Source organism: Stenotrophomonas sp. TWI273 (assembly GCF_039674765.1).
Classification (GTDB): domain Bacteria; phylum Pseudomonadota; class Gammaproteobacteria; order Xanthomonadales; family Xanthomonadaceae; genus Stenotrophomonas.
Genome location: NZ_JBDJOA010000033.1, coordinates 1 through 16,883 on the forward strand (window position 1 = coordinate 1; position 16,883 = coordinate 16,883).

Genomic DNA, 16,883 nt, shown 5'->3' on the forward strand with positions numbered 1-16,883 from the left:
GGCCGGCTCCACGCAATGTCGGGTCTTCGAGGAGCCGGCCAGCGGCCGGCACTACCTGTGTACGGTGGGTCGCCACAAAAAAAACGGGCCGCCCGAAGGCGACCCGTTCGTTCAACACAGCGATGTCGTCAGGCCTCAGTATTTCCAGCGCAGGCTCAACGCGACAAAACGCGGCTCGCCGTAGTTGTTGTAATCCAGGTTGGCCCAGTAGGTCTTGTCCAGCGCATTGCGCACGCTCAACGTCGCCGTCCAGCTGTCGCTGATGCGGTAGTTGGCGTTGAACTGCACCAGCGCATACGCCGGCTGGTTCACCGTGACCGTGCCGCCGAGCGGATAGGGGACGTTGTAGCCCTGCACCTTGCTCTGCCACTGCACGCCGGCACCCACGCTCAGGCGCTCCAGTGCACCGCGCAGCCGCACCTGGGTGTTGAGCTGCAGCAGATCTTCGGCCGGGTTGGCGTACAGCAGATCGGTGGCGGCACGGGTCACCTTGACGTGGGTGAAGCCGGCATTGACGGTCCATCCCGGCAGGATCTCGCCGTTGACGTCCACTTCCCAGCCGCGTGCCTTGGTCCCGTTGATGCCGATGTAAGCCGAGCTGCCATCGCTGAGCGAGCGCTCCGGCACGCTCGTGTCGAGCACCGCGTAGTTGTCCTGCTTGGCCTCGAACACCGCGGCGTTGGCGGTCAGGCGACCATCGAACCACTGCGACTTGATGCCCGCTTCCAGATTGGAGCCTTCCACCGGTGCCAGCAGGTTTTCGTTGCGGTCCTTGAAATTCTGCGGGTTGAAGATTTCGGTGTAGCTGGCATACGCCGCCACCTGCGGGGTGATGTCGTACACCAGTCCCACATAAGGCGTGACTTCATCCGTCACTTTGTAAGCGCCGCTGGTGCCGGTGTACGCGCCGGCCGCGTTGTAGGAACGGGAAAGCGTTTCCCAACGGCTCAGGCGCGCACCGGCAATCAAGGCCAGCGGATCGGCCAGGCGCAGGCGGGTGGCCACGTAGACGCCACTCTGCGTGGTCTTGGCGACGCGGCGTGCGCCGGTACGCGCGTAGGTCACCTCGGAGATGTCGCCATCCCACGTGCGGATATCCGGGATGTAGTAGCAGCGCTCGGTCCCGCAACGTGCCCAATCGGTGGGATAGCGCAGCGCGATGGTGTTGGTGGTGCCGTCCAGATCCGCCCACTGCCCCCCCACGGTCAGGTCGTGCTCGCGGCCGAACAAGGAGAACGTGCCGCTCAGGTAGGCATCCACGTTGCGGCGGGTGTCTTCGGAATCGCCGGCGGCGGTGCGCAGGAAGATGCCCGCACCGGTGGTCGGATCCGGGTAGCCGCTGCCGTACACGCGCACGTTCTGCACGTTGCCCTGGGTGTAGGCGGTGTTGATCTTCAGCAGCCAGTTCTCGCCGAAGCGCTGCTCCAGGTTGGCGAAGGCGGTGCTGGTCTCGCGCTGCCAGTAGCTCCACTTCGGCGCGACGTTGGTCGAACGCGGCAGATGGGCGAAGTCGCCCTGGCTGTTGAAGAACGGCACCGTGCCCCAGGTCGAGCCAACCGGATTGTTGTCCTGGGTCTGGTAGCCGACGGTCAGCGTGGTGCTGTCGGTCAGGTCACCTTCCAGCACGGCCATGCCGGCCATCTTGTTCTCATGGTAGCGGTCGTAATACAGATCGCGGTCGGTGTAGGCGGCAACCACTCGGCTGCGGAAACGGCCGTCAGCGGTCAACGGCGCGGTCACGTCGGCTTCCATGCGCTGGTAGTCCCAGCTGCCGGCGCTGACCGAGAAGGAGGCATCGAACTCCTTGCCCGGGCGCTTGCGCAGCAGGTTGACCGTCGCCGATGGCACGCCTGCGCCGCTCAGCAGGCCGTTGGCGCCGCGGATCACTTCGACCCGATCGTAGAACGCGGTGTCATATTCCTGGTTGGTCGAGCCGCTGTAGGTGGGGATGCCATCGACCTGGAAATCGGTGATGGGAAAACCGCGTGCGTAATACAGCGGGCGCTGGGTGTCGTAGAACGAGACGCTCACGCCGGTGACGTTGCGCATGACGTCGTTGATGCTGAACAGCGATTCGTCCTGCAGGCGCTGAAGGCCGATCGACGTCGCCGACTGCGGGGTTTCCTGCAGGCTGATCGGCAGGCGGGTGGTGCTCGAGGGCGCGGCCCGTGCACCCACCACGCTGACCTTGTCCAACGTCTTGGCATCGGCAGCGCTGCTGGCGTCTGCCAGCGCATCGGCGAAGGCCTGCGGGGCGGTCAGCGAGAGGGCGGAGAGCAGGGCCAGGGCCAGCGGGGCACGGCGGGAGCGGAGCGGGTGGGCGCGGAGCGACATGGGGGTCTCTGGACGGCAGTAGGGAAGGAAGGCAACAGGCAGGCAACGCCGGCGCGCAGGCGCCAGGCACGGTAGGTCCATCCTGGGAAAGCAGGCTGTCGGGCAGCTGCGGGGAGACGGCAGTCCGTTGAGACCGTCCCGTTTCCGTAGCGACACCCCTGCGATGCGCAAATGTAAATCGTTCTCAGTCGCTTTACAATTCTTGAACAATCGGCCGCGTCGGCGTAGAGCGGTCGCGCGGCGGCGCTGGCCCCCAAAAACGCAACCGGCCACCGCGAGGGTGGCCGGAGGGAAACCGTGGCGGAGGCCCGAAGGCCTCGCCGGTGCAGGCTTACAGCGCCTGCAGTTCTTCGTTGGCGTTGCGCTTGGCTTCGGCCGGCTTGGCGGCCGGCGGCGGGGTCAGCATCACCGCGGGGCTGGTCTCGACCGGCACCTCCAGGTACGGCAGCTTCAGGGTCTCGCTGGTCAGGCGGCGGATCTCATTGGTCAGCGCCGGGCTGTCATTGAGCTTGCGGCCATACGACGGGACGATCTGCTTCAGGCGCGCTTCCCAGCCCGCCGCCATCTGCTCCGGGAAGGCTTTCTTGAGCAGGTCCAGCATGATCGGCGGCGAGGTCGAGGCACCCGGCGAGGCGCCGAGCAGGGCGGCCAGGGTGTGGTCCTGGTCGGTCACGATCTCGGTACCGAACTGCAGGATCGAGCCCTTTTCCGGGTCCTTCTTGATGATCTGCACGCGCTGGCCGGCGGTCACCAGTTTCCAGTCCTCGCGCTTGGCGTGGGGAAAATACTTGACCAGTTCGGCCTGGCGGTCGTCATCGTTCAGACGTGCCTGGCCCATCAGGTACTTCACCAGGTCCAGATTCTCCAGGCCCACGCCCATCATGCCGGCCACGTTGTTGTGGTTGACCGAGGAGTACAGGTCGAACCACGAGCCATGCTTGAGGAACTTGGTGCTGTACAGCGCGAACGGCCCGAACAGCACCACCGGCTTGCCATCCAGCTTGCGCGCATCCAGGTGCGGCACCGACATCGGCGGCGAGCCGGTTTCGGCCATGCCGTAGGCCTTCACCGAATGCCGGTTGGCGATCACCGGGTCCTGGAAGGCCAGGAACTGGCCACCGACCGGGAAGCCGGCGTAGTTCTTCGATTCCGGAATGCCCGACAGCTGCAGCAGCTTGAGCGCGGCGCCGCCGGCACCGATGAACACGAAGCGCGACTTGACCGTGGTCTCGTTGTCGGACTTCAGGTCCTTGACGGTCACGTTCCAGCTCTTGTCATCGTTCTGGCGCAGGGCGCGCACTTCATGGTTGAGGTGCAGCTTGAAGTTCGGGCTGCGTTCCAGGCCCGCGGTCAGCTGGCGGGTGATCACGCCGAAGTTCACGTCGGTGCCCAGCGGCATCCAGGTGGCGGCGACCTTCTGCTTCGGATCGCGGCCTTCCATCAACAGCGGCGCCCACTGCGTGATCTGCGCGGGATCCTCGGAGTACTGCATGCCGTAGAACAGCGGGTTCTTGACCAGCGCCTGCTGACGCTTGTGCAGGTAAGCGATGTTCTCATCCCCCCAGACGAAGCTCATGTGCGGGGTCGGGTTGATGAAATCGCTGGGCTGGCTCAGGCGGCCTTCGCGGATCTGGTGCGACCAGAACTGGCGCGAGATCTCGAACTGCTCGGCGATGCCGACCGCACGCTTGGTCTCGATGCTGCCGTCCGGCAGCTCGGGGGTGTAGTTCAACTCGGCGAACGCGGAATGGCCGGTGCCGGCGTTGTTCCAACCGTCCGAGCTTTCCAGCGCAACCCCGTCCAGGCGTTCATAGACCTGGATGTTCCAGTCGGGCTGCAGCTCCTGCAGGAAGGTGGCGAGCGTGATGCTCATGATGCCGCCGCCGACCAGGACGACGTCGACCGGCTTGTCGTTGCCGGCAGCCGGGACCGAACGCTGATGCAGCGGCCAGTACAGGAACAGTGCCGCTGCCAACAGCAACACCACGAACAGGCCGAGGACGACCTTCGCTAGTTTTTTCATGGGGATCTCAGGTAGGGAGACATGGGAAGGATGCCGCCGCTGCCGGGAACGCCCGTGAAGACGGGCGTCACAGCGGTACCTTGGAGGCAATTTTAGCCCTTTCCGGTACGGATTTGGTGCAACGCAGCATCCGGTGGGTGTGCCAGACCGGGTCAGTCGCTGGCCAAGGTGAAGTATTCAACGAGGAAATAGCTGGCTTGATAGACCAGTGCTATCAGGGCCAGGGCCAGATGGGCGCGACGCTGGCGCAGGGCCATGCCCAGCCCGGCAATGGCCAGCATCACCACCGTGTGGACCCAGTAGGCATCGCCGAGCATCTGCCAGCGGCTGTGCCCCTTGATGGCGGTATCGACCAGATCCAGCAGCGTGACCAGCGCCAGCATCCCGAAGAAGCCACCGCGCCGCTGCAGCAGGTAGTTTTCATAGCTGCCGAACTCGCGCACATCGTCCGGAAACAGCAGGACGCAGAGCAGGTACCACGCGGCGCAGTAGGCGATCACGAACAGATACAGCTCGAAGGTCCACTGCCGGACCTCGCCCAGGCGGAACTCCCACCACCAGAAGGTCACCACCGAGATCAGCGCCCAGACCACCCAGCACAGGTGGATCCACGACCAGCCGCGGCGCTGGGGGTGCTCGATGATCCCCGCCAGACCCCGCAGCAGGGTGGTGATGCTCAGGCCGAGGATGATGCTGAGCACCACGCGGATGTGCAGGTAGACCGGATCGGTGTCCATCGACGTGCCCGCGGCGGGAATGCGCCGATGCTGCATCGGGGCGGGTCGTCAGGTCGTGTAGGGCTGCATGCGGCCCCGGTACGACAGCCGACCACCGGTCGGCGCTTACCGGTCCGGGGCTATCGCTTCTTGCGCACCAGCGTCGCCGAGGCGGCCAGCACCGCCCGGGTCAGCAGCGCCATCGTCTGCACATCGCCCTTCCAGTGCTGCCAGTACAGCGGCACGTCTTCCCACGCGCGCTGCTTCATGTGCACCAGCCGGCCGGCGTCCAGGTGGCGCTTGACCAGCGGCAGCGGGTTCATGGTCCAGCCCAACCCGCCGAGGTTGGCCTGGACGAAGGCGCGGGTGGAGGGAATCCACCAGGTCGGCGCGGTCAGCGGCAGGTCGTTGCCGGCCAGGCGGCGGGCGAACCGGGCCTGCATGTCGTCCTTGCGGTTGAACACCAGCACCGGGGCCTGGGCCAGCGACTGCGCGTTGACGCCCTTGGCGAAGTGCTGCTCATGGAAGGCCGGGGTGCAGGTGGCGGCATAGCGGATGCTGCCCAGCGCATGGATCTGGCAGCCCTGCACCGGCTCATCCAGCGTGGTCACCGCGCCCAGCACGGCCCCTTGCCGGAGCAGGGCCACGGTGTGGTCCTGGTCTTCCGAGCGCAGGTCCAGCGTGGTGCCGGTCTGCCGTGCGAACTGCAGGGCCGCCTCGGGGAACCAGGTTTCCAGGCTGTCGTGGTTGACCGCCACCGGAATGCTGGCATGGGGCAGGTCCTCATCGGCGATGCCCATCCGGTGCAGCGCGTCGTGCTCCAGCAGGGCGGTCTGCTCGGCCAGCTGGACCAGCACCTGACCCTCGGTGGTGGCCACCGCCGGGGACGAGCGCTTGACCAGCAGGCGGCCGACCCGGTCTTCCAGCGCCTTGACCCGCTGGGAGACCGCCGAGGCAGTGACATTGAGCGACTGCGCGGCACGGTCGAAGCTGCCTTCGCGGATCACCGCCGCCAAGGCGCGGAGCTGGGCATGGTCGATGCGCATGATCTTAAGTTCTGCTAAAGATGGTTAAGTAAGTTTAGCTCTACTTTTTAATGTTGCGGCGCGACAATACGCGCCATCCGGTGCTGTACGCCTTGGCGAGGCACCGCCCCCCAGCAAGACACAGGTGGTATCCCATGTTTTCCATCCTTTCCGGCGGCGCCGGGCTGAGCGCGTGGCTCAGTGGTGCCGCAACCGGCATCGGCCTGTTCGCGGTGGTCGGCGCGCAGAGCGCGTTCATCCTGCGCCAGGGCATCCTGCGCAAGCACATAATTCCCGTGGTGGCGACCTGCGCCGCCATCGATGGCATCTTCATCTTCGCCAGCGTGGCGGGCCTGCGCACGCTGACCCAGGCGCTGCCGTGGCTCACCACCGTGGTGCTGTGGGGCGGTGTCGCCTTCCTGGCCTGGTACGCCTGGCAGTCGGCGCGGCGCGCGCTGGCCGGTGGCGGCGGCATGCATGTGGACGATGGCGACAGCACCTCGCGCCGCGCGGTGCTGATCTCGGCGGTCGGCTTCTCGCTGATCAATCCGCATTTCTGGCTGGACATGATGGTCATCGGCGGTATCGCCGAGAACTTCGGCAATGCGCGCATGGCGTTCGCCGCCGGCGTGTTCACCGCCAGCTGCCTGTGGCTGACCGCCCAGGGCCTGGGCGCGCGCCTGCTGGCCCCGCTGTTCACCAAGCCCAAGACCTGGCGCATCCTCGACGGCACCATCGCGGTGATCCTGTCGATCCTGGCGCTCAGCCTCGCGTTCCGCGGCATGCATTGAACTCTCTCCTCGATGCAGGTCCTGGAAATGGCACCGTTCGCGGTGCCATTTTTTTTGCATCAGCAGGAATATCCCTCTGGTTGGCAGCTCGATCTTCCGCCTAGAATCGCGATCCCGGACATGAGGTCCGATGCAGCAGGGGGAAAGGATGAAGCACGTACAAAGGTTGGGACTGCTGGTATTGCTGGCCATCACGGGCCAGGCCGGCGCGGTGGATCTGGAGCGCTACCTGCGCCGGGATGCCTTCACCGATATCAAGATTTCGCCGAACGGCGACTACTACGCAGCGACAGTGCCGATGGAAGATCGGACGGCCTTGGCGATTCTGCGCAGAGACGGGGGTGAGGTGGTGGGCTCGTTTGTGCCACCCAGGAACAATCACGCCAACCATTTCGACTGGGTCAGTGGAGAGCGCGTGCTGATCGGCCTGGCCGAAAAGCATGGTTCCCTGGACCAGCCTCGAATGACCGGTGAACTGTATGCCATGAACGCCAACGGCGGGCGCGGCGAACTGCTGGTCGGCTACCGCGTGCAGGGAAACGGCCCGGGTACCCGCATCCAGCAGAAAAAAGTGGAGGCGGTGGCGGCGTTCCTCGCTGATGACCTGCCCGCGGACGACCGCAACGTGCTGGTCACGATCTGGCCGTTCAACGATGACCCGTTCACCCGTGCCGATCGGCTCGATGTCACCACCGGCCGCCGTCAGACCGTGGCGCGCTCGCCCGTGCGTCGCGCCGATTTCGTCACCGACAACCAGGGCCAGGTGCGTTTCGCGCATGGCGCGGGAACCGACAACGTCAACAAGCTGTACTACCGCGAAGGGTCGGGCACGACCTGGAAGCTCGTCAACGATGAAGCACTGAACGGGCGTATCGAAACTGCGATTGGTTTCTCCGAAGATGGCCGGCTGGCGTACTTCAATACCGAGATGCCGCAGGGGCCAGATGCCATCGTGTCCTGGGACCCGGTGACCGAAGAGCGCAAGCTCGTGCTCCGCGATCCGGTGGTGGATGTGCACAAGTACATCTATCGGCCGGGCACATCCATCCCGGTGGGGGCGCTGTACCTGGGTGACACGCCGCGCACCCGCTTCTTCGACGAACAGGGCCCCGATGCCCGTCTGTATCGCAGCCTGGAGGCCGCATTTGGTGGTGATGCGGTGTTCATCACCTCCAGCACCCGTGATGGCAGGCAGCTGATGGTTGAGGCGTGGTCGGGTCGCAACCCGGGCGACTTCTACATCTTCGACAATGAGGCAAAGAAGGCCGACCACGTCATCAGCCGCAGCAGCTGGATCGACCCGGCCGCGACGGCCGTCGTGCGCCCGGTGGCGCTCAAAGCGCGTGATGGGCTTGCCCTGCACGGCTACCTGACGGTGCCGGGTAAAGGCAATGCCACCAGGCAGCCGATGGTGGTGATCCCGCACGGGGGGCCTTACGGTCCGTTCGATACCGGCGGCTACGACCCGGTCAGCCAGATGCTCGCTGACGCGGGTTATGCGGTGCTGCAGATCAACTTCCGTGGATCGGGCAATTACGGGCGCGCCCATCGATCCGCAGGCGCCCGCGAGTGGGGCGGCACCATGCAGGACGATCTCACCGATGCAACCCGCTGGGCCATCAGCGAGGGAATCGCCGACGCCTCGCGGATCTGCATCTATGGCGCCAGTTATGGCGGCTACGCGGCGATGATGGGCGCTGCCAAAGAGCCCGGCCTGTACCGTTGTGCGGCCGGGTATGTCGGTGTCTATGACCTGCCGATCATGTTCACCACCGGCGACATCCAGCGGCGTGGCTCCGGCGAAAACTATCTCAAGGAATGGATCGGTGACCGGCAGCAACTGGCGGCGGTATCGCCGGTGAATCTGGCCGACCGCATCAAGGTGCCGGTATTCCTCGCTGCCGGTGGCGAAGACGAACGCGCGCCGATCCAGCACACCAGGCGGATGGAAGCGGCGTTGAGGAAAGCCGGCGTGCCGGTGGAAGCGCTGTACTACCCTACCGAAGGCCACGGCTTCTACACCGATCCGCACCGCCGCGAGTACTACACCAAGCTGCTGGCGTTCCTGTCCAACAGCCTGGGCGGCCAGACCGCCTCGGCGTCGACGCCAGCCCAACCCTGAGTACGGCGCGGCATCCACCCCGCCTCAACGACAACGGCACCGGAAGGTGCCGTTGTCGTCTGTGCAAACGGCGCGGACTTACTTCACCCCGTGCATCATCCGCTTCAGCAGTGGCGAGCAGATCAGCGCGACGGCGGCGCAGCCCAGTCCGATCCACATCAGCAGCCAGAACAGGTGTTCGTAGCTGGCGGCGGCGCTGGCGATATCCATGGTCTGGCCTTCCGGCACCTCGATCGCGGCGAGCTTGCCGAACAGCGCGGCCAGCGTTTCGGAGAACGCGGTGGCCAGGAACCAGGTGCCCATCATCAGGCTGACCACGCGCGGCGCGGCCAGCTGGGTGACGGCGGACAGACCGACCGGTGACAGGCACATTTCGCCGATCTCAAGGATCAGATACGCCAGCACCAGCCACCACACGCTGGCCATCTGTCCGGTTGCACCCACGTGTTGGGCGGCCAATGCCAACGGCACGAACGACAGCGCAGCGAAGATCAGCCCGATCGAGGATTTGATGGGCTTGGACGGGTCCATGCGGCGACGGTCCAGCCACGCCCATAGCATCGCGAACAGCGGGGCGAGCACCACCAGGAACAGGCCGCCGAGGTAGGTCAGCGAGCCGGCCGTCTGCGGGATCACCAGGCAGTCGCGGATCAGCATCACCAGCATCGCGGCCACAATGGCGATGAACAGGTTGCGCGGCGCGGACGAACCCGGGTTTCGCTCCGACAGGCGCGCGGCCACCACGAAGCCCAGCGGTGCCAACAGCAGCGAGGCGATCGACCACGGCAGCGGCGTGCCGCCCTGGATCACCAGCGACGGCACCAGGTCCTTGGTCAGCAGGCGATCGGTGAAGGTCACCCACGAGCCGTAGGTCTGCTCGTACAGGGTGAAGAACACCAGTGCCATGAAGATCAGCGCCATCAGCGCGATCATCTGCTGGCGCTGCACCGGCGTGCAGCGGGTGCCGGTGAACCAGGCGAACCAGACCAGCACGCCACCCAGCACCACGATCATCAACATCAGCGCCAGGCTGATTTCACCGCCGAGCGCGAACGCGCCATTGGCCGCGGCCCACATCAGCGCGGCGACCGGCACCACGCCCAGCACGGCCACCGCATAGATCAGCCATTCGCGGCGGATGCCGAGCACGCGTTGGCGCAGTGCCGGCAGGTCGGACGGTTCGGCGTGGCCCTGCAGGTACTTCTGGCCCCACAGGAACATGCCCAGGCCGATCACCATGCCGATACCGGCCGCGCCGAAGCCGTACTTCCAGCCATAGGCTTCGCCGAGGAAGCCGCACACCAGCGAGGCAAACAGCGCGCCCAGGTTGATGCCGGCGTAGAACAGCGAAAAGCCCGAATCGCGACGCGGATCGTTTTCCGGGTACAGCTTGCCGACGATGGTGGAGATGTTCGGCTTGAGGAAGCCTACGCCCATGATGATCAGGGCCAGCGACAGGTAGGTGATGCCCAGCGCGGCGTCATCGCGGACCACCGCGCCATCGACGCGGACCGCTGCGTGACCTTCGAAGGCCATGCCCAGATGCCCGAGCACCAGCAGCACGCCGCCGAACACCACCGCCTTGCGCATGCCCAGCCAGCGGTCGGCGAGCAGGCCGCCGAAGACCGGGATGCAGTAGACCAGGCCACCGTACGCGCCGAGCAGATCCAGGCCGGCCTTGTCGCCGAACAGGTGGTACTTGGTGAGATACAGCAGCAGCAGCGCCTTCATCCCGTAGAACGAGAACCGCTCCCACATCTCGGTGAAGAAGCAGATGTAGACGCCCTTGGGATGGCCGAGGAAGTCGTCGGTGGGGGTGGAGGTTGCGGCGGCGGGCAGGGCGGCTGCGGTCATCGAGGGATCGGGCAGGGCGGACAAGGGGGCGAGTATAGGCCCGGGGCGAAGGGTCAGCCGTGCCGTGTCTGGCCGCTCCGCCGTCGTGGTATCGGCCGCGCCGCTGTCGTAGTGCCGGCCGCTACGCTCTAGTAGTGCCGGCCGGTACGCTCTAGTAGTGCCGGCCGCTGGCCGGCAGCCTCACCATCCCGGCATCGCGCGCTTACAGATAGCGAAGCCAGGCCAGATCCCGCCGCCGCGCCTTGAACCGCGCGAACGCCCGCGTGGGCCAGTACAGCGCCAGTGCCAGTACCGCGGTGATCACCCACAGGCTCGCCACGTGGTCCACGGCGACATACGCGCCGTGGGTGTGCCCCCAGCGTGCTTCGGCCAGCACGTACAGCAGCTTCAGCACGTACAGGTGCAGCAGGTAGAAGAACATCGGTGCTGCGCCGATGTCGGCCAGTGGCGCCAGCGCCCGTGCCACGCGCGGCTGCTCGTACAGGCGCAGCAACAGCAGGCCGATGCCCAGGGTCAGCAGCAGGAACAGGAGCGAGGGCGGGTACTTGGTGACGTTGAAGACGCTCATCAGCGTGCTGCCCAGTGTGGCGAAGGACTGCCACGGGCTGTCGCCGTAGAGGTTCACCGCCCGCAGGATGACGAACGCCAGCAGCGCACCGGCGCCGGCCATCCACAGGCGACGCTGGCGCAGGAGGGCATCGCCGCCGCGCGCGAACCACGGGCCGATCACCCAGCCCAGTGCAATGACGCCGATCCACGGCAGCACCGGGTAGGAGGTGCGCAGGCGCAGCCCGTCGGTCACGGTGATCCAGTCGCGCTGGTGCAGCACCTTCCACAGCACGGCCAGCACCCCGTCGCCCTGCACGCGGACGCCATCGAGCAGGTTGTGCCCGGCGATCACGGCCAGCGCCAGCACCGCCAGTGCGCCGCGTGGCAGCCACAACAGCCCGGCCAGCGCGATCATGCTGATGCCGATCGCCCAGATCACCTGCAGGTACAACACGCTGGGCGGGAACTGCAGCGTCCACGCGAAGTTGACCACCAGCAGCTCCAGCACTACCAGGAACAGGCCGCGCTTGAGCAGGAAAGCCGACGCGGCCCGGCGCCCATCCGGCTTGCCACTGGCGTACAACCAGGCCGACAGGCCGGTCAGCAGCACGAACACCGGGGCACACAGATGCGCCAGCAGCCGGCTGACGAACAGCGCCGGCTCGACCTGGTCCACCACCATGGGGTCGCCGACCTGCTGGTGCATGTAGAAGGTTTCGCGCACGTGGTCGAGCAGCATCAGCACAATGACGGTGCCGCGCAGCTGGTCGATGGAGGTCAGGCGGGAGGTGGGGGAATGCGTCACAGCAGCGCCGGTTGCTCGGTGCGATAGGATATAACATAACTAAAGTGGATGGGCCCGGCCTTGGACGTTGCCGAGTCCGGCGTGTCGCAGCGGCGGCGGCCCGCGTAGGTCAACAGGGGCCTCGATCAGGTGGTGCGGGGTTGCCGGCCGGCGGCCGGCACTACTGGACTTGCCCGTACATGAACGCTAGCGTGGCAGGGATTTTTTGCCAGCAGGGGCTTCCATGAACAACGACGCTGCGCCACGCCAGCTCACTTTCCGCGCGGTGGTGCTTGCCATCGTGCTGGCGGTGATTCTGTCGGCCGCCAACGCCTACCTCGGTCTGTTCGCAGGCCTGACCATCGCCACCGCGATTCCCGCGGCCGTCATCTCCATGGGCGTGCTGCGCCTGCTCGGCGGTGGCACCATCCTTGAAAACAACATCGTCCAGACCGGTGCTTCGGCCGGCTCGTCGATCGCCGCCGGCGTGATCTTTACGATTCCCGCGCTGGTGATCATGGGCTACTGGCCGGACTTCAAGTACTGGTGGGTGCTGGGCATCGCCGGCCTGGGTGGCCTGCTGGGTGTGCTGTTCTCGGTGCCGCTGCGCCGTTCGATGATCGTCGAAGATCCGCTGCCCTTCCCGGAAGGCAAGGCGGCCGCCGAAGTGCTCAAGGCCGGTGAGAACCCCGGCCCGGGCCTGAAGATCCTGGCCGTGTCGGCGGTGATCGGCGCCTTCGTGAAGCTGGCGGCCGAAAGCGGCCTGCGCCTGATTCCGGATGCCTGGGCCACCTCGGCCTACGTGGGCAGCTCGAAGATCACCGCCTTCATCGGCACCAACCTGTCCCCGGCGCTGCTGGGTGTGGGCTACATCGTCGGCCTGAATGTCGGCATCGTGGTGGTGTCCGGCTCGATCCTGACCTGGCATATCGCCATTCCGCTGTACCAGTCGTTCTTCATGAACACCGATCCGGCCCTGGCCGCCTCGATCGCCACGGCCAGCTCCACCGAGGCGGCGTTCGCCATCTGGGGCGCGAAGATGCGTTACCTGGGCGTGGGCGCGATGCTGATCGGTGGCGTGTGGACCCTGATCTCGCTGCGCAAGTCGCTGCTCAATGGCGTCAAGAGTGGCTTTGCCGCGGCCCGCAAGAGCGGTGGCCCGGCGCTGGCGCACACCGAGCGCGACCTGCCGATGAAGTGGATGCTGGTGGCCCTGGTGGTGTTCACCCTGCCGCTGTTGGCGCTGTACCAGGCCATCGTGGGCCAGTGGCACGTCTCGATCCCGATGACGCTCATCATGATCGTGGCCGGCTTCCTGTTCGTCTCGGTCTCGGCCTACCTGGCCGGCCTGATCGGCTCCTCCAACAACCCGGTCTCGGGCATCACCATCTCCACCATCCTGTTCGCCTCGGCGGTGCTGGTGCTGCTGCTCGGCAAGGACGGCCTGACCCCGGTCGGCGTGGGCGGCGCCCCGCTGGGTGCGGTGGCCGCGATCATGATCGGTGCGGTGGTGTGCTGTGCGGCCGCGGTCGGTGGCGACAACCTGCAGGATCTCAAGGCCGGTTACATCGTCGGTGCCACCCCGTGGAAGCAGCAGCTGATGCTGGGCATCGGCGCGTTCTCGTGCGCGCTGATCATGGCGCCGGTACTGAACCTGCTGGCCACCGCCTACGGCATCGGCGTGAAGTCCGAGCTGCATCCCAACGCGCTGGCCGCACCGCAGGCGAATCTGATGGCCTCGGTGGCCAAGGGCCTGTTCGGCGGCGAGCTGCCGTGGACCTTCATCGGCATCGGTGCCGTGGTCGGCGCGGCGATCATCGCCTTCGACAGCTGGCTGAAGTCGCGCAACGCCCGTTTCCGCGTGCCAGTGCTGGCCGCGGCGATCGGTATCTACCTGCCGCTGGAGCTGATGGTGCCGATCTTCCTGGGCGGCCTGATCGCCTACCTGGTGGAGCGTTTCCACAAGATCCGCGGCGACGATGAAGAAGGCCGCGACCGCGTGCACAAGCCGGGCGTGCTGTTCGCCGCCGGCCTGATCACCGGTGAAGCCCTGATGGGTATCGCGATCGCGGTGCCGATCGTGATCAGCAGCCGCGCGGACGTGCTGGCGCTGCCGTTCCACCTGCCGGGCGCGCAGTGGATCGGTCTGGCCGTACTGTTCCTGGTCGGCTGGTTGATCTACCGCACCGGCAAACGCGCGGTGGGTTCGGTCTAACCAGCGACCCCGGTGTGCGTCACGACAAACCCCGCTCCGGCGGGGTTTGTCGTTTCTGGAGCGCCCAGGGCACGGCATGACCGATGGCCTTTGCATGGGCCACCCCTCGGCCCTACCATCGGCGTTTTGCCGTTCCGCGGAGACCCCGATGAAACTTCGTTACGCCCTGCTGCCGTTGTGCCTGCTGACCGCGATGCCCTCGCTGGCGGCCACGCGTGGCCTGGATGTGCGCGACATGATCGCGCTGGATCGGGTCTCCAGCCCGCTGCTCACCGCCGATGGCGGCAACGTGATCTTCGCCAAGCGCGTGGTCGGTACCGACAGCAAGGCCAGCACCGGCCTGTACATCCGCAACCTGCGCACGCGTGACCTGGCCCCGCCCAAGCCGCTGACCCCGGCCGGCTGGAACGTCAACTCGGCCACGCTGTCGGCCGACGGCCAGACCGTGTATTTCCTGAGCGCCAGGAACGGCAGCCAGCAGCTCTACGCGCAGCCGACCACCGGCGGCACGCCGCGCCAGCTGACCGACTTCCCCGTCGATGTGGACAGCTTCCACGTCTCCCCGCAGGGCGACCGCGTGGCCTTCAGCAGCGGCGTGTTCCAGGACTGCGGTTCGGACCTGGCGTGCACCAGCAAGAAGCTGGACGCACACAAGGCGCGCAAGAACACCGGTGAGGTGTTCGATAACCTGTTCGTGCGCCATTGGGATACCTGGGCCGATGGCCGCCGCAACACGCTGTTCGTGGCGCCGCTGCCGGCCGCCAAGGCCGCGGCGGTGAAGGGTGCCTCGGCGATCAGCGCGACGCTGGCCGGCGATGCGCCGTCCAAGCCGTTCGGTGGCAATGACGACTTCACCTGGTCGCCGGATGGCAAGAGCGTGGTCGCCGCGATCCGCGTGGCCGGCAAGCAGGAGCCGTGGTCGACCAATTTCGATCTGTACCGTCTGGATGCCGAGGGCAAGCAGGCCCCGGTCAACCTGACCGCGGCCAACCCGGCCTGGGATGCGGGCCCGGTGTTCAGCGCCGACGGCAAGACCCTGTACTACCGCGCCATGCAGCGCCCGGGCTTCGAAGCGGACCGCTTCGGCCTGATGGCGATGGACGTGGCCACCGGCAAGACCCGCGAGATCGCACCGAAGTGGGATCGTTCGGCCGGCGAGATCGTGCTGTCCGGTGACGGCACGCTGATCTACACCAGCGCCGACGACATGGGCGAGCACCGCCTGTTCGGCGTCGATATCGCCACCGGCACCGCTGAAGTGGTGGCCGACGGCGGCAGCATCGGCTCGCCGGTGATCGCCGGCACCACGCTGGCGTATACGAAGAACAGTCTGAAGAGCGGTGATCAGATCATCGTGGCCGCCTTCGATGGTGCCAACCCGCGCGAGATCACCCCGAGCGCCGGTGAGATGCTGCCCGACGTCGCCTTCGGCGATTACGAGCAGTTCCAGTTCAAGGGCTGGAACAACGAGACCGTGCACGGTTACGTGGTCAAGCCGTACAACTACCAGGAAGGCAAGAGTTACCCGGTCGCGTTCCTGATCCACGGTGGCCCGCAGGGCAGCTTCGGCAACGGCTGGAGCTACCGCTGGAATCCGCAGACCTACGCCGGCCAGGGCTACGCGGTGGTCATGATCGACTTCCACGGCTCCACCGGCTACGGCCAGGCCTTCACCGATGCGATCAGCCAGCATTGGGGCGACCGCCCGCTGGAAGACCTGCAGAAGGGCTGGGCCGCGGCACAGAAGCAGTACCCGTTCCTCAACGGTGACAAGGCGTGTGCCCTGGGCGCCAGCTACGGCGGCTTCATGGTCAACTGGATCGCCGGCAACTGGAACGAGCCGTGGAAGTGCCTGGTCAATCATGACGGCGTGTTCGACCAGCGCATGATGGGCTACGCCACCGAAGAGCTGTGGTTCACCGAGTGGGAGCAGGGTGGCACGCCATACGAGAAGGCGGCCAACTATGAGAAGTTCAACCCGGTCAACCATGTGGCCGACTGGAAGAAGCCGATCCTGATCGTGCACGGCCAGCTCGACTACCGCATTCCGGTGGAGCAGGGCCTGGCCGCGTTCACCGCTGCGCAGCGCCAGGGTATCGAATCCAAGTTCCTGTACTTCCCGGATGAGAACCACTGGGTGCTCAAGCCGCAGAACAGCGTGCAGTGGCACGACACTGTCAACGGCTGGTTGAAGCAGCACATCGGCGAATAAGCCGGTTTGAAGCGCCGCCCCCAGGGGCGGCGCTTCTTCATGGCACCGGGTCTCGTTGGCCGTGGTATCACCGGTGATCGGCGGCGGTGTAACCGGCCAACGTCGGCGGTGTAACCGATCATCGTCGGCGGTGTAACCGGTCATCGTCGGCGGTATAACCGGTCATCGTCGGCGGTGTAACCGGTCATCGTCGGCGGTGTAACCGGTAGAGGCGGGCGCTTGGAGGGGGGACGGAAAAGCCGCACGCCCACCATGGGC

Annotated in this window: 10 protein-coding genes; 4 read left to right on the top strand and 6 right to left on the bottom strand. The window is 66.2% G+C overall.

The window, feature by feature from the left end:
• Positions 1 to 135: 135 nt before the first annotated feature.
• The 4 genes from ABE571_RS18455 to ABE571_RS18470 all read right to left on the bottom strand — a co-directional run bounded on the left by ABE571_RS18455 (position 136) and on the right by ABE571_RS18470 (position 6,119).
• Positions 136 to 2,334, bottom strand: a complete 2,199-nt coding sequence (locus ABE571_RS18455) for a TonB-dependent siderophore receptor (protein ID WP_346494362.1) — start codon at positions 2,332 to 2,334, stop codon at positions 136 to 138.
• A gap of 331 nt (positions 2,335 to 2,665) precedes the next feature.
• Positions 2,666 to 4,357, bottom strand: coding sequence for a malate dehydrogenase (quinone) (mqo, locus tag ABE571_RS18460; protein ID WP_346494364.1), 1,692 nt, complete (start codon positions 4,355 to 4,357; stop codon positions 2,666 to 2,668).
• Between the two features lie 152 nt (positions 4,358 to 4,509).
• Complete coding sequence (locus ABE571_RS18465; protein ID WP_313212039.1) at positions 4,510 to 5,094, bottom strand: hypothetical protein; 585 nt, start codon at positions 5,092 to 5,094, stop codon at positions 4,510 to 4,512.
• Between the two features lie 119 nt (positions 5,095 to 5,213).
• On the bottom strand, positions 5,214 to 6,119 hold the full coding sequence (locus ABE571_RS18470; RefSeq protein ID WP_259261335.1) for a LysR family transcriptional regulator ArgP: 906 nt from the start codon (positions 6,117 to 6,119) through the stop codon (positions 5,214 to 5,216).
• A gap of 134 nt (positions 6,120 to 6,253) precedes the next feature.
• On the opposite strand from ABE571_RS18470, the gene ABE571_RS18475 reads away from it, so the two are divergent.
• Together ABE571_RS18475 and ABE571_RS18480 are read left to right on the top strand one after the other, a co-directional pair.
• Complete coding sequence (locus ABE571_RS18475) at positions 6,254 to 6,889, top strand: LysE family transporter (RefSeq protein ID WP_121043335.1); 636 nt, start codon at positions 6,254 to 6,256, stop codon at positions 6,887 to 6,889.
• 148 nt (positions 6,890 to 7,037) lie between these two features.
• The gene (locus tag ABE571_RS18480; protein ID WP_313217570.1) at positions 7,038 to 9,011 is read left to right on the top strand and encodes a S9 family peptidase; all 1,974 of its coding nucleotides are present in this window, start codon (positions 7,038 to 7,040) and stop codon (positions 9,009 to 9,011) included.
• A gap of 78 nt (positions 9,012 to 9,089) precedes the next feature.
• On the opposite strand, the gene ABE571_RS18485 is transcribed toward ABE571_RS18480, so the two are convergent.
• Positions 9,090 to 10,865 (bottom strand): oligopeptide:H+ symporter, encoded by a 1,776-nt coding sequence (locus tag ABE571_RS18485; RefSeq protein WP_346482167.1) that lies wholly within the window; start codon positions 10,863 to 10,865, stop codon positions 9,090 to 9,092.
• A gap of 202 nt (positions 10,866 to 11,067) precedes the next feature.
• Positions 11,068 to 12,219, bottom strand: coding sequence for a heparan-alpha-glucosaminide N-acetyltransferase domain-containing protein (locus ABE571_RS18490; protein ID WP_346494366.1), 1,152 nt, complete (start codon positions 12,217 to 12,219; stop codon positions 11,068 to 11,070).
• A gap of 223 nt (positions 12,220 to 12,442) precedes the next feature.
• Between ABE571_RS18490 and ABE571_RS18495 the strand changes: the two genes are divergently transcribed.
• Positions 12,443 to 14,413: an oligopeptide transporter, OPT family gene (locus ABE571_RS18495; RefSeq protein ID WP_346463932.1), complete on the top strand. Its 1,971-nt coding sequence runs from the start codon at positions 12,443 to 12,445 to the stop codon at positions 14,411 to 14,413.
• Positions 14,414 to 14,561: 148 nt separating this feature from the next.
• Positions 14,562 to 16,625 carry a S9 family peptidase gene (locus ABE571_RS18500; RefSeq protein ID WP_346494368.1) on the top strand — a complete coding sequence of 688 codons (2,064 nt, stop codon included), beginning with the start codon at positions 14,562 to 14,564 and terminating at the stop codon, positions 16,623 to 16,625.
• Positions 16,626 to 16,883 lie beyond the last annotated feature (258 nt).